Here is a 13,001-nt window from a genome sequence, read left to right on the forward strand (position 1 = left end):
CCAGGGGGCAGACCGCCGTGGGCGGCGGAATTCATCGGCGCAGACAGTTCATGCGGCGGTCCATGTCGTCAGTTCATGACGACAGGACAAAGCCCCTATGCAATTTCGGCCATGACCCACCCTGAATATGCCGGGAGAGTGGCCGGAAAGACATGGTGACAGTGTTTCAGTAGTGAACATACTCAAAGCGCAGGGACAGTTCACCACACAGGAGCCGCACGGAAAGCGAGGAACGGCCGGCAAGCGATCTTCGGGGGAGAGGCTCGTGCACGACGAATTCCTGTGCCACGTCACCGCGTACGGCGTCTGCGACGGCCGGCGCATCGGTGTACCGCTCGGCACCTACCGTGCGCCGACGCTGGCGCTCGCCCTGTGGTGGCTGCGGGACCGGGCCTCCTGGATCGCCGAACGGCTCGACCCGCAGCCCGAGAGCGAGCACATCCCGCCGGGCGCCCTCGTGCCGGTCGCCGACACCGTCGCGGACGTGCCCGGGCTGCTGCGGGCCTGGTGCGCCGACATGGACCGGCAGGAACTGGTCGCCGACGAGTTGGCGGGCGGACGGCTGGTGCGGATCGCGATCAGCGACGAGACCACCGAGTACGAACTGCTCGCCGAGTCCATCGACGCGCTGCGCATGCAGCGAACCGTTCCTGCGCTCGTCCTCCCCGTCGGCTGACAGCCGCCCCGTCGCCCGCCGGGCGCACAGGGGTGCGAATCGATAGAATCCGGTCATGGCGGAGCGGCCGATCGCCTCGAGCGCACCCGAACTCGTGCTGGAGACCGAGACGGGCGTCACGGTCATGATCCCGGGCCACGACTACCACGTCGGCCGGGACCCGCTCAGCGAGATCGTCATCGAGGACGCCCGCGTCTCCTGGCACCACGCGGTGCTGCACCCGGACGGCGACCACTGGACCCTCCAGGACAGCGACAGCACCAACGGCACCTACGCCGACGGCCGCCGCGTACAGGAATGGAGCGTCGGCCCCGGCAGCGTGATCCACTTCGGCAGCCCGTCCGACGGCCCCTGCGCCATCCTCAGCGGCCGCCCGCCGCCGCCCGTGGAACGCCCGTCGTCCGTCTCCATGCCCGCGATGACCGGCACCTTCCGGCGACCCACCACGGTCCGGCCGCTGCCCTCCCGCACCGTCCGCATCGGCCGCGCCGCCGACAACGACCTGGTCATCGACGACCTGATCGTCTCGCGCCGGCACGCGGAACTGCGCGCCCTGCCCGACGGCTCCTACGAGATCGCCGACCTCGGCAGCCACAACGGCACCTTCCTCAACGGCCTGCCCGTCGACCGCGCCCCGCTCGGCCCCGGCGACATCGTCGGCATCGGCCACTCCGCGTTCTGCCTGGTCGGCGACGAACTTCAGGAGTACGTCGACACCGGCGAGGTCTCCCTCGACGTCCAGGACCTGACCGTCACCGTCGACCACGGCCGCAGGCTCCTCCTGGACGGAGTGTCGTTCCCGGTGGGGGAGAAGTGCCTGCTCGCGGTCGTCGGACCCAGCGGCGCCGGGAAGTCCACCCTGCTGAACGCCCTCACCGGACAGCGCCCCGCCGACCACGGCACGGTCGTCTACGACGGCCGCGACCTGTACCGCGACTACGCCGAACTGCGCCAGCGCATCGGACTGGTCCCGCAGGACGACATCCTGCACGCCCAGCTGACCGTGCGCAGCGCCCTCACCTACGCAGCCGAACTGCGCTTCCCGCAGGACACCGCCCGTACCGAGCGGCGCGAGCGGGTCGAGGAGGTCATCCGTGAGCTCGGCCTCGAACAGCGCGCCGACCTGCCCGTGCACCGCCTCTCCGGCGGCCAGCGCAAACGGGTCAGCGTGGCCCTGGAACTGCTGACCAAACCGTCGCTGCTCTTCCTCGACGAGCCGACGTCCGGCCTCGACCCCGGCATGGACCGCTCGGTGATGCACATGCTGCGCGGCCTCGCCGACGACGGCCGTACCGTCATCGTCGTCACCCACAGCGTCCTCAGCCTCGACGTGTGCGACCGGCTCCTCGTGCTCGCGCCCGGCGGCCGGGTCGCCTACTACGGGCCGCCCGAGGACGCCCTCGCCTACTTCGGCTTCGCACAGTGGCCCGAGGCCTTCGAGGCCTTCGAACGCGACCAGGACCGCGACTGGGCGGGCGAATACCACCAGTCGCCGTTCCGGCGGCAGTACGTCGTCAACTCCAGCGCACAGCCCCGGCTGCCCCGCGAGGGCCCGGTGATCATGCTGCCCCCGGCCCGGCCGCGCAGCAGGGGCGCGCAGCTGGGCACACTGGTCCGCCGGTACGCCGCCGCGCTGAGCGCCGACCGCACCTTCCTGGCGATCATGATCGCCCTGCCGTTCGTGATGGGCGTCATGGCCCGCGCCCTGGCCGGGGGCAAGCTCGACCAGGAGCATGTGATGGACGCGCTGCTGATCCTGTGTGTGGGCGGCGTTCTGACCGGCGCGGCGAACGCCGTACGCGAACTCGTCAAGGAACGCGTGATCTACCAGCGGGAGCGGGCCGTCGGCCTGTCCCGGTCCTCGTACCTGTTGTCCAAGGTCGTGGTCCTGGGCGCGATCACCGTCGTACAGGCGGTGGTGCTGACCCTGGTCGCCCTGCTCGGCGTCGACCTCAACGCACCCGACGGGAAGGGCGTGTTGATGCCGCCACTGATCGAGATCACCGTCGCCGTGGCCCTGTTGGCCTTCACGGCGATGATGCTCGGGCTGCTGGTCTCCGCGCTCGTGCGCAAGGAAGAGGTGACGATGCCGCTGTTGGTGTTGCTCGCCATCGTCCAAGTGGTGTTCTGCGGTGCGCTGCTGAAGCTGCACGACGTGCCCGGACTGGACCAGTTGTCCTGGCTCGTGCCCTCGCGGTGGGCGTTCGGCGCGATGGCCGGCACCCTCGGCCTGGCCCGGATCGTGCCCGGGGACAAGACGAGCGATCCGCTGTTCGAGCACTCGGCGGGGGTGTGGCTGCTGAACATCGGCATGCTCGTCGTGCTCTCGCTGGCCTGTGGCTACGCAGTCTCCTGGCTGCTGCGCCGGCACGAGCCCGCCGTGATGCGGAAGTAGGGGCGGCCGATGACGACCCCCGGATTCCGGCCCACGCACGTCGTCCCCGGGGACGGCATGCCCGCCTGGGAGGCCCCCGACCCCGCCCGGCCCACCGTGCCCCTCGACGCGCTGCTGCCCGTCCAGCTCATGGAGCGGCGCGGCGACTGGGGGCATGTGCTCTGCGCCAACGGCTGGTCGGCCTGGGTGGACGGCCGCTACCTCGTCGCCGTACCCCAGGACCCGCCCGCCTCCGACGGCCCCCTGACGACCGTCGTCGACCCGCGCCCCCTCCTCGTCCGCGTCGAGCAGGCGCTCACGCAGTACCGGGCGGCCGTGGAGGAGCTGGCCGGCGCCGACCTCGACGGCGAGTCCTTCCGCCGCCGCACCCAGGGACTGCGGATCGGGGTCGTCGTCGACGGCGAGTCCGTGTGGCTGTACGACCCCGCGCAGGGGCGCTGGGTGTACGGCGACGGCACGCGCCTGAGCACCTACGCGACGGACCGGGGAGCCGAGGCGACCGAGGACCCGGGGCATGCGCCGACCCAGGTCGTGATCCCCGACGGAGGGCCCTGATGGCGGGCGAGGCGAGTCTGTTCTCCGGCCGGCCCTCCGAGCTGATCGGCCGGGAGGTCGCCGGGTACCGCATCGAGCGCGAGATCGGGCGCGGCGGCATGGCCGTCGTCTACCGCGCCCGTGACCTGCGTCTGGACCGCACGGTCGCTCTCAAGCTGCTCGCCCCGGAGCTGGCCCGCAACGACACCTTCCGCCGACGCTTCACCCATGAGTCCCGGGTGGCCGCCGCGATCGACCATCCGCACATCGTGCCCGTCTTCGAGGCCGGCGAGACCGACGGGGTGCTGTACATCGCCATGCGCTACGTCGAGGGCAGCGACCTGCGCCACCTCCTGGACCGACAGGGCCCGCTGCCCCTGCTGACGGCCGTCCGCATCGGGGCCCAGATCGCCTCCGCGCTGGACGCGGCCCACGAGGCCGGGCTGGTCCACCGGGACGTGAAGCCCGGCAACATCCTGGTCGCCCGGGGCACCGACAGCGAACACCCCGAGCACGTCTATCTCACCGACTTCGGCCTGACGAAGAAGTCCCTGTCGCTGACCGGCTTCACCACCGTCGGCCAGTTCGTCGGCACGCTCGACTACGTCGCCCCCGAGCAGATCTCCGGCCGTCCCGTCGACGGCCGCTGCGACGTCTACGGCTTCGCCTGCGTCGTCTACGAGACCCTCGCCGGCCGCCCGCCGTTCCGCCGCGACGACGACATGGCCCTGCTCTGGGCCCACCAGTACGACGACCCCACCCCCCTCACCGAGTCCCGCCCCGACCTGCCCCCGCACCTCGACGCGGTGTTCGCCCAGGCCCTGGCTAAGAACCCCGAATCCCGCCACCCCACCTGCCTGGCCCTCGTCGCCGACCTGAAGGCGACGGCGACCGGCGCCCAGCCGGGCACGCGCCCGCCCTCGGAAGCCCCGGGCGCCCCCCGTCGCCCCCCGCCCTGGGCCCAGCCGATCATCCACCACCGCCGCACGTGACCGGCGCCCGCGGTCAACGCGTTCTCGTGGCGCTCCGGCTGCGCACGAGTTCGGCCAGCAGCCCGCCCAGGAAGCCGGCGACCAGGCCCCACAGTGCGGCGAAGCCCAGGGCGGACCAGAGGTCGGGGTGGAGGTACAGGTCGCCGGAGAGGCCGCCGATGTCGTTGATGCCGAGCACGGACAGCCCGTAGTGGACGGAGACGCGACCGATCAGGCAGACCGTCAGCACCGTGAGGACCAGCGCGACCGCGAGGTGCACGGCATGCTGCCAGGCGCGCATCCGGGCCGGTGAGCGGGCCGCCACGGAGAAGGCGGCGGCCGCCAGGAGCACAGCGTTCACGGCGACGAGCCACCACACGCGGCCGTCGTACTCGGCGAGGGCGCTCAGGTTCAGCGTGGCGGTGTCCTTGCCGCGCAGCACCTCGTCCAGCACATGCGGCATGGGCAGCCCGAACGGGCCCTCCACCCGCCCGTTCCAGGTGACGCCGAGACCGATCGTGAACACCAGCCACACCAGGTTGGGCAGGCCCAGCAGAACCACCGCGAGGGTCGCGGCGGCGTGGCCGCGCGTCGCCGCGACGACGAGGGCGATGACGACGCCCAGGACGACGTACACGAGCAGCAGCACGACCATCGCGTGCGCGGCCGGGCGCACCGACTCCTGGAAGCGCAGCAGTCGGGGCGGCAGCGGCGCCCCGCGGGAGACCAGCAGCGCCAGCACCAGCACGCCGGCCAGCCACAGCAGCCCGATCAGAAGCGTCGGCGGCACGTCCGTGGTGAAGCCGACCTTCGGGTTGACGCCGAACAGATCGCCGAGGTCGCTCAGCGTGTCGTCGCCGACGGACAGCTTGAACGTCTTGCGGGCGGTCAGGGCCAGCGCGAGCAGGCCGAGCAGCCACACCACGGCGATCCGGGCCGCCCAGCCGGCGAGTTCCGGGGCGCCGGCGACCGCCCGGTGCCTCAGGGGCCGTAGGAACCCGGCGGCGGTCACGAGCGCTCCGACGAGGGTGACGGACAGCGGGATCACCGTCAGGCCCGCCTGGGTGTCGGCCAGCGCGCCGGCGTTCCCCGACAGCTCGACCGTGCCGCCGACCGCCGTGACGACGGTGGCCGCGACCACCGGGGGGAAGGCCCCGTCGGGCAGGTCCGAGGCTCCGGCCGCCCACAGGCCCAGCGCGGCCACGATTCCCATGGTGATCAGCCCGGCCAGTGCGGCGGCGATCGCCTGGACCCAGCCGTGACGGGCGACTGCCTGGTCAGAAGGGGTGTGAGCGCTCACTCCGCCACGCTAAGCACCGCCGCGGCCGCGCGCCCGTCGGGAAGGGCCGTCCGCGTCCCGCTTGCGAGCGGCACCCGGGCGGAGCACACAATGAGGATGTTGTGGAAGAAGCGGCGGATATGTCTTCTGATCTGATCAAAGCGGATTCGATCAGGCGAAATGCCGCGGGACACCCACGTCGGGAGTGCTTGTGAGCGTCGAACCTCCGTCCTCCGGCCGCCCCACAGGACCGCCGTCCGGTCCGCTGTCGGGGCCCTCGCAGCCGCCTTCGGGACCGCCCGCCCAGCCGCCGGGCGCAGCCTCCTCGGCAGGCGCACCCGAACCCGAACCGCACCGCCCCTGGTGGAAGTCCGCACCCCGCCTCGCGCTGCTCAGCACCGCCGTCGTCGCCGCGGTGGCCCTCGCCCTCGTCCTCACCCTCCCCGGCGGCGGGGGCTCCGGCGGCGGCAACCTGGTCTTCACCCAGGCCGCTGCCACCACCGGCCCGGACCCCTTCACCGAGTCCACCGCCACCCACAGCTCCGCCGCGCCCGTCTCCGCGGCGCCGTCGACCGCCGCCCGGCCCACGAACGCCCTCCAGAGCGTCGACGGCGGGGCCGAGGGACTGTACGGCGGCACCCGCAACGTCGCCAGCTGCGACGTGGAGAAGCAGATCAAGGCCCTCCAGGCGGACCCCGCCAAGAACAGCGCCTTCGCCTCCGTGGCCGGCGTGCAGCCCGCCGGGGTCCCCGCCTATCTGCGCTCGCTCACCGCCGTACAGCTGCGCATGGACACCTGGGTCACCAACCACGGCTACCGCGACGGCGCCGCCACCAGCTACCAGGCGGTCCTGCAGGCCGGCACGGCCGTCCTCGTCGACGGACGCGGCGTGCCCCGGGTCCGCTGCGCCTGCGGCAACCCCCTGACCCCGCCCGTCCCGCAGCAGGCCGCGCCCAAGCGCACCGGCGACACCTGGCCGTCGTACCACCCCTCGAACGTCGTCGTGGTCACGCCCGCCGTGACCGTGGTCAACGTGTTCGTGCTCTACGACCCCGACCCCGGCCACCACTGGTTCGCCCGCCATCACGGGGACAGGGTCGACGAGGACCGGCCCACCCGTCCGCCGGTCAGGCCCGTGCCGTCCTTGACCGTCATCACGCCGAGCGCGTCCACCGGCCCGTCGAACTCGTCCGGCTCCGGCTCGCCCACTTCTCCGTCGCCGTGCGCCTCGAAGGACGCCCGCCCGCCGGCCTCCTGCCCGCCCTCGTCGTCCGGCTCCTCGTCGCCGTCCCCGAGCTCGGAATCGCCCTCGTCCTCGTCCTCGTCCGAGTCCCCCTCGTCCTCGTCCGAGTCCCCCTCCTCGGAGTCTCCGTCCTCCGAGTCTCCCTCGTCCGAGTCCCCGTCCTCGGAGTCCCCGTCCTCCGCGTCTCCCTCCTCGGAGTCTCCGTCCGGCGCGTCCCCGTCCTCGGCGTCGCCCTCGGCCGAGTCTCCGAGCTCGCCGCTCGAACTCACCAGCCAGCCGGAGACCTCTCTCTCCTCGCTCCCGCAGTCGGCCGACACGACCTCGCAGTCGGCGCCCTCCTCGCCCGCCCCGGTCTCCTCCGCCGCCTCACCCGCCGTCTGAGGCACGCCGTACGCGTGGTACGCAAGGGGTGTGACGACGGACGGGGACTGTACGGCGCGACACGGGGTACGAGCACAGGTGCAGCAGCGTCCGGCCAGTCCGGCCTCCGAGAGAGAACAGATGATCGAGCACCTGGACGGGGCAGTGATACCGACTGGTTTCGACGTACCCGTGGAACCGCTACGGCGGGCGGCGCACTACACCGGTGAACCCGGATGCATCGCCGAGGCACGCGCCTTCGCCGCCCACTTCGTCGACCAGCTCAGGACAGAGTGGTGCGCCGTCATCGGCGACCGGGCGCACGGGGAGGTGATGCTCGTCGTCAGCGAGCTGGTCACCAACGCCGACCGGCACAGCAACGGCCCCTACATCCTGGAACTGGAGGGGACGGACGCCTCGGTCACGGTGTGCGTCTACGACAGCAGCGACGCGCTGCCCCTCAGATTCCCCAGGGATCCCGAACGCGTCGGACGGCACGGCCTGGAGATCGTGCACGCGCTGGCGGCGGAGGTCACCGCCGAACGCGTGCCGGTGGGCAAGCGCGTCCGCGCAGTGGTCGGCTTCGGATAGAGGTGCCCGAGGTGCCTGAGGGTGCAGAGGCGGCAGAGGCGGCAGAAGTGGACGCACGGACGTGAGCCGTGGGGCCGGGCGGCCCCACGGCTCAGGTGGTCAGGCGTGGTCGAGCTCGGTCAGCATTCCCTTGCGCAGCCGCATGATGATCCGCTTGATCAGCCGGGACACATGCATCTGGGAGCAGCCGAGCTGCTCGCCGATCTCCGCCTGGGTGGCTTCTTCCACGAACCGCAGATGGATGATCTGCCGGTCGCGCTCGCTGAGCTCGGCCATGAGCGGCGCGAGCGCGTGGAAGTCCTCGACGAGCCGCAGCCCGTCCTCCTCCACGCCGATGAAGTCGGCCAGGACGGCCTCGCCGCTCTCCGAGCCGTCGCCGGTGAGCGCCGCGTCGAGCGAGGAGGAGTTGTAGCCGTTGGAGGCTATCTGCGCCTCGACCACCTCGCGCTCGGTGAGGTTCATCAGCGTGGCCAGCTCGGTCACCGTCGGCTCCCGGTCCAGCCGGCCGGCGAGCTCGTCGCGCGCCTTGGCCAGCTCGACGCGCAGCTCCTGCAGCCGCCGCGGCACGTGCACCGCCCACGTCGTGTCCCGGAAGAACCGCTTGATCTCGCCGACGATGTACGGCAGGGCGAACGAGGTGAACTCCACCTCACGTGAGATCTCGAACCGGTCGATCGCCTTGATCAGGCCGATCATCCCGGTCTGGACGATGTCCTCCATGTCGTCCCCGCGCCCGCGGAAGCGACCGGCGGCGAACCGCACCAGGGACATGTTCATCTCGATGAGCGTGTTGCGGGCGTACTGGTATTCGTGCGTGCCCTCTTCCAGCACGGCCAGTCGCCGGAAGAACTGGCGGGACAGCTCCCGAGCGTCACGCGGAGCCACGCTCCGCGGGTCCTCGACTCCGGGCAGCGGTGCTCCACCTGTGCTGGTCCTGGCGGTGTCCTGGACGACCTGTGCCTGCGACCCCATCACGGCGGTGTGCATTGCCTCTCCCAAGAAAGTCACGGTTCGACGTCTGCTGCTCTCGGTCCGTGAGCGGGACCCCTTGCGCGGTCCCGCTCACGGGGGCGGGTACCCGGACTTCGGCGAGGCATGCGTTCCGGATGCGAGCCAGCCGAAAAAACCCTCGGACCTCACCGCGCCCTCGGACCTCACCGCGTCGTGGGCCAGGCCGTGCGCCGGGCCGTGATCAGCTCGTGGAGGTAGCGCTTGGTGACGCTGCCCCCGTACCGCGTCTCGATGAGTTCCCGGATGCACGTCAGCAGGCCCCGGCGGGCGGGCTCGTCGAGCGCGAGGTGACCCGAATAGGTCAGCAGGGTCTCGAGGTACGCGTCCGCCGCGTACGTCACCTCCTGCGCGCACCGGTGGACGACGACGTCCTCGAAACGTGAGCCGACGGTCCACTCGCCGGTGTCCGTGGCGGTCTCGTCCTCGCTCCGCGGACGCAGCCCGGGCGTGGTCGACGGGTCCCAGCGCTCGTAGCAGCGCTGGACCTCGACGAAGAAGTCCGCGCTGCCGCCCGCCACATGACAGGTCGTCACCAGCCCCAGCAGGCCGCCCGGCCGCAGCGCGTCGGCGGTCTTCGTCACGCGCAGCGCCGGGTCGATCCAGTGGACGGCCGTCGCGCTCGTCACCAGATCGAACGGCTCGGCGGGCAGCTCCCAGCGCTCGAAGTCGGCTACCACGACGTCGACTTGAGGGAACGCGGCGAGGTTCCGCCGGGCCACGGCCGCCATCGAGGGACCGAGTTCGACGGCTGTCAGTCGGCAGCCGGACCGTGCCAGCGGACGGGTCAACTGCCCCGTGCCGGGCCCGATCTCCAGCACCCGGCTGTCCGGGCCGAGCTCCGCGCTCCGCGTCAACTGCTCCACCAGGGACGGTGGATAGCGTGGACGGACCCGGTCGTAGCGCTCGGCGACCGCGTCGAACGTGTCTCTCAACATCGGATTCGCACCCTCCGCACCGTCCGTATCAAGTCCCTGACCAGTGTCTCCCCGTCGCTCGACGGGAGCGCTACATTCACGACAGGTACACGGGGGAGCGGCGTATGAGCACGTCGGGGGAGCCGGGCACGGGCGGGCACGGAGGACGGGACGGGCACGGAGGACGGGGCGGGCAGGACGGACAGGACGGGGGAACGACGCAGGACGACTGGGCCGTCTTCTGGACGGCCGTCAGGACCGACTGCCGTCGGCGGGCGGGAGTCGCCTTCAGTGCGACGCGGAGCTGGGCGCCCGCGGCCCTCATGGCGGTGCTGTGCGTGACCGCGGTGCACATCGCCGCGGGCCGCCTCGGCCACGAGGAGCCGGCGGCCGGCGCACGGGCGGGCGGGACGGGAACACGGTGGGAGAGCGCCGTGCGCGCCCCGCACCTGCTCCGCACTCTCACCACCCGCGCCGACTTCACCGTGGACCCCGGCTCCTGGCAGGCCTCCGTCCGGCACACGCTGGTCCTGCGGCCGGACGACCCCCTGCTGAACCCCATCAGGGAGGGCGACACCGCCGCCACGGCCGAATATCTCGACGACCGGCTGGCCGGCGACGTCCGCTATGTGGCCGGCGAGGGCTTCCGCACCGACGGCGGCACCGACCGGCGGCTGGTCGCGCCGGACGTGAACCAGGACGGGCCCACGGCGCCGGCGGTCGTCACCTGGACCCTCGAGGAGACCTGCCGCCGCCCGTGCGCCTGGGACGGCGACTTCCGCTTCACCGTCCGCCCGACGACCGACCCCCGGCCCACGGCCACCCGCTGGACCCTGGAGGTCCGGGCGCACGGCACGGACGTGGGAATCGCCGGCATCACAGGCGCCCGGCCCGTCCGGCAGGACACCGCGTACGCCGTACTCGCGCCCCTGGGCCGTCCCGGCCCGGTCTCGGTCGTCTTCCGGGCGGCCGACACCCGCACCCAGGGCTTCCTGCGGGAGCCCTCCGCGGAGACCGGACCGCGCTTCACCCCGTCCTTCACCGAACCCATGCCCGTGGTCCTCGGGATCGTGCTGGGCTTTCTGCTCATCGTTCTCGGCGCCGGCTACGGGCTGCGCAGCTTCGACCGGCTGACGCCCCGCGAGCGGCCCGCCGTCAGCACGCCCCTGTGGATGTTCACGCTGATCAGCATCCTGCTCGCGGTCGTCGCCTGGGAGGCGCCGCGGGTCACGGACGGGGCCGCGCGCTCGGCGCTGGCCACCGTCCTGATCACCTGGTGGGGCGTGGCCGTCCCGGTGGGACTGCTGTTCCTCCTCCCCGCCCTGCACAACGTCCTGAAGAAACCGGAGGACAGCGACCAGAAGATCCTGCACCCGGGCACGTTCCTCGCGCTGTGCGTGGTCACGGCCCTGGGGGTGGGCATGGAGGTCGCCCTGGTCATCGCCTACGGATCCGGCGGGGCGCCCCTCCCGGAGTCCTTCCTCGGGCTGGTCGCGGCGGTGCTGACCGCGGCCGCGGTGCCGCTCGTCGCGCCCGTCGCCTTCAACCGGCCGCGGATATGGAGCGCCGTCGGCGCGGTCGCCGCCGTCGCGGCCTGTGTCGTGACCGGCTGGGGACGGCTCATCGGCTCCGACGGAGTCCCCTCGCACACCTCCGAGGGCCTGCTGCTCATCGGGCTCGGCCTGCTGTGGGCGCCCGCCCTGGCCCGCGCGACGCTGCTCGCGGGCGGCCGTGGCCGGTACTGGCTGTGCGCCGCCCTGGCGACCGGGCTGCTGATGTATCTGCCGGCCGACGTCACCCGGGCCTTCGGCACGGTGCGGACCGTGCTGGCCTCGACCCCGCACCCACGGCTGTTCGAGGCGGCCCTGGTGGACATCGCCTTCCACGCGGCCGGCGCCTTCATGGTCGTCGCGATCGCCGTCATGGTCCACCGACGGTGGCATCAGCCCCGACAGCTGCCGAGGCTGGCGGACCACGCCCAGACGATGCGGACGGAACGCGCGGCCGCGCTGGGCGTCGCCTTCGTCGTGCTCACGGTCAACCCCGTGGTCGCCGCCCAGCACAGCAACGTCACCGACGTCCTGCCGGTGGCCGCCGCCCTCGTCGGCTTCTCCCTCCTCCTGCGCGGCGCGGCCCGCCGCGACGAGGGGACCAGGCTGGCCGGCCTCGACGAGAGCGCGCACGCCGACGTGGTCCGCGCATACGCGCGCTGGGCGCTGCTGCAGTCGGTGCAGCCCCAGATCCTCCAGAAGGCCCGCGACGCCCTGATCGGCGAACCTCCGTCCCCGACCCGCTTCGAGGAGACCTGGAGCCGGCTCGGCCGCGGCGAAGCGCCCCCGCCCCTGGCCACCGGAGGCGGCCGCACCCCCTGGCAGAACGGCGTGGACGCGGCCGTCGTCGCCTTCGTCCTCGCCCTGCCCGTCATGGCCATCGAGTGGTACTCCGTACGCAAGCTGCTGCCCGAACTCACCCTGGGACAACTGCTCGCCCTGGCCGAGCACACCCTGCGCTGGTCGGCGTACGGCGCGTTCTTCGGCTACTTCAGCACCCGGCTGCCCGGCCGCACCCCCGTCATGAAGGGCCAGTTCCTGCTGGCGGTGCTGCTCGTGCCCGAACTGCTCCTGCTCTTCTACCCCTACTCCCGCCAGGTCACGAACCTGGGACTGGCCAGTGGGCTGCGCATCGGCTGGCTCATCGTGTTCTGCCTGGTCCTCGGGATGTACTGGGAATGGCGGCTGGTGTCCCGTGCACGGGTGCAGTGGCGGCTGGTGCGCTCCTTCCGCTCCTGGGCCTCCCTCACCGCGCCCGTCACCGCGGTGGTCGTGGCCGCGGCGACCGCCATCGCCACCGTCCTCGCGGGCGCGGCGGCGGTCGCCATGACCCAACAGCCCACGGAGGGCACCCTCCAGCAGCAGTCGTCCTACTCCTCCAGCCCCTGAATCCAGCTCATGAACCCGGTTCTTCGCCCCGGTCCTCACCCCAGTCCCGGACTCCGATTCCACCGAGGGCGGAACGTCGGGCCCTTCC

General features: G+C 72.2%; 10 protein-coding genes. 7 read left to right on the forward strand and 3 right to left on the reverse strand.

Going from position 1 to position 13,001, the window contains the following annotated elements; genetic code table 11:
- Positions 1–265: 265 nt before the first annotated feature.
- The 4 genes from OG562_RS42485 to OG562_RS42500 are packed head-to-tail and all read left to right on the forward strand — an operon-like array spanning position 266 to position 4,597.
- The gene (locus tag OG562_RS42485; protein WP_266407686.1) at positions 266–676 is read left to right on the forward strand and encodes a hypothetical protein; all 411 of its coding nucleotides are present in this window, start codon (positions 266–268) and stop codon (positions 674–676) included.
- Between the two features lie 55 nt (positions 677–731).
- Positions 732–3,071 (forward strand): FHA domain-containing protein, encoded by a 2,340-nt coding sequence (locus tag OG562_RS42490; protein WP_266407688.1) that lies wholly within the window; start codon positions 732–734, stop codon positions 3,069–3,071.
- A 9-nt stretch (positions 3,072–3,080) separates the two neighbouring features.
- Positions 3,081–3,626, forward strand: coding sequence for a hypothetical protein (locus tag OG562_RS42495; protein ID WP_266407691.1), 546 nt, complete (start codon positions 3,081–3,083; stop codon positions 3,624–3,626).
- The gene (locus OG562_RS42500) at positions 3,626–4,597 is read left to right on the forward strand and encodes a serine/threonine-protein kinase (RefSeq protein ID WP_266407693.1); all 972 of its coding nucleotides are present in this window, start codon (positions 3,626–3,628) and stop codon (positions 4,595–4,597) included. Before OG562_RS42495 ends, OG562_RS42500 begins: the two co-directional genes overlap by 1 nt.
- A 13-nt stretch (positions 4,598–4,610) precedes the next feature.
- Here the strand turns inward: OG562_RS42500 and OG562_RS42505 are convergent, their stop codons facing one another.
- On the reverse strand, positions 4,611–5,876 hold the full coding sequence (locus OG562_RS42505; RefSeq protein ID WP_266407695.1) for a streptophobe family protein: 1,266 nt from the start codon (positions 5,874–5,876) through the stop codon (positions 4,611–4,613).
- Between the two features lie 190 nt (positions 5,877–6,066).
- On the opposite strand from OG562_RS42505, the gene OG562_RS42510 reads away from it, so the two are divergent.
- Both OG562_RS42510 and OG562_RS42515 read left to right on the forward strand, forming a co-directional pair.
- A complete protein-coding gene (locus OG562_RS42510; protein ID WP_266407697.1) occupies positions 6,067–7,479 on the forward strand; it encodes a DUF6777 domain-containing protein in 1,413 nt (470 codons plus the stop codon).
- A gap of 120 nt (positions 7,480–7,599) precedes the next feature.
- Positions 7,600–8,049, forward strand: a complete 450-nt coding sequence (locus OG562_RS42515) for an ATP-binding protein (protein ID WP_266407699.1) — start codon at positions 7,600–7,602, stop codon at positions 8,047–8,049.
- Between the two features lie 99 nt (positions 8,050–8,148).
- Here OG562_RS42515 and OG562_RS42520 read toward each other — a convergent pair whose 3' ends face one another.
- Both OG562_RS42520 and OG562_RS42525 read right to left on the reverse strand, forming a co-directional pair.
- Positions 8,149–9,036, reverse strand: coding sequence for an RNA polymerase sigma factor SigF (locus OG562_RS42520; RefSeq protein ID WP_266407701.1), 888 nt, complete (start codon positions 9,034–9,036; stop codon positions 8,149–8,151).
- A gap of 167 nt (positions 9,037–9,203) precedes the next feature.
- The gene (locus tag OG562_RS42525; protein ID WP_266407705.1) at positions 9,204–9,995 is read right to left on the reverse strand and encodes a class I SAM-dependent methyltransferase; all 792 of its coding nucleotides are present in this window, start codon (positions 9,993–9,995) and stop codon (positions 9,204–9,206) included.
- Between the two features lie 104 nt (positions 9,996–10,099).
- On the opposite strand from OG562_RS42525, the gene OG562_RS42530 reads away from it, so the two are divergent.
- On the forward strand, positions 10,100–12,913 hold the full coding sequence (locus OG562_RS42530; RefSeq protein ID WP_266407706.1) for a hypothetical protein: 2,814 nt from the start codon (positions 10,100–10,102) through the stop codon (positions 12,911–12,913).
- The last annotated feature ends 88 nt before the right edge of the window (positions 12,914–13,001 follow it).

Source organism: Streptomyces sp. NBC_01275, from assembly GCF_026340655.1.
Taxonomy (GTDB): Bacteria; Actinomycetota; Actinomycetes; order Streptomycetales; family Streptomycetaceae; genus Streptomyces.

Coding starts and splice junctions, on each gene's coding strand:
- OG562_RS42490 (WP_266407688.1), top strand. CDS start 732: ATGGCGGAGCGGCCGATCGCCTCGAGCGCACCCGAACTCGTGCTGGAG.
- OG562_RS42495 (WP_266407691.1), top strand. CDS start 3,081: ATGACGACCCCCGGATTCCGGCCCACGCACGTCGTCCCCGGGGACGGC.
- OG562_RS42500 (WP_266407693.1), top strand. CDS start 3,626: ATGGCGGGCGAGGCGAGTCTGTTCTCCGGCCGGCCCTCCGAGCTGATC.
- OG562_RS42515 (WP_266407699.1), top strand. CDS start 7,600: ATGATCGAGCACCTGGACGGGGCAGTGATACCGACTGGTTTCGACGTA.
- OG562_RS42520 (WP_266407701.1), bottom strand. CDS start 9,036: ATGCACACCGCCGTGATGGGGTCGCAGGCACAGGTCGTCCAGGACACC.
- OG562_RS42525 (WP_266407705.1), bottom strand. CDS start 9,995: ATGTTGAGAGACACGTTCGACGCGGTCGCCGAGCGCTACGACCGGGTC.
- OG562_RS42530 (WP_266407706.1), top strand. CDS start 10,100: ATGAGCACGTCGGGGGAGCCGGGCACGGGCGGGCACGGAGGACGGGAC.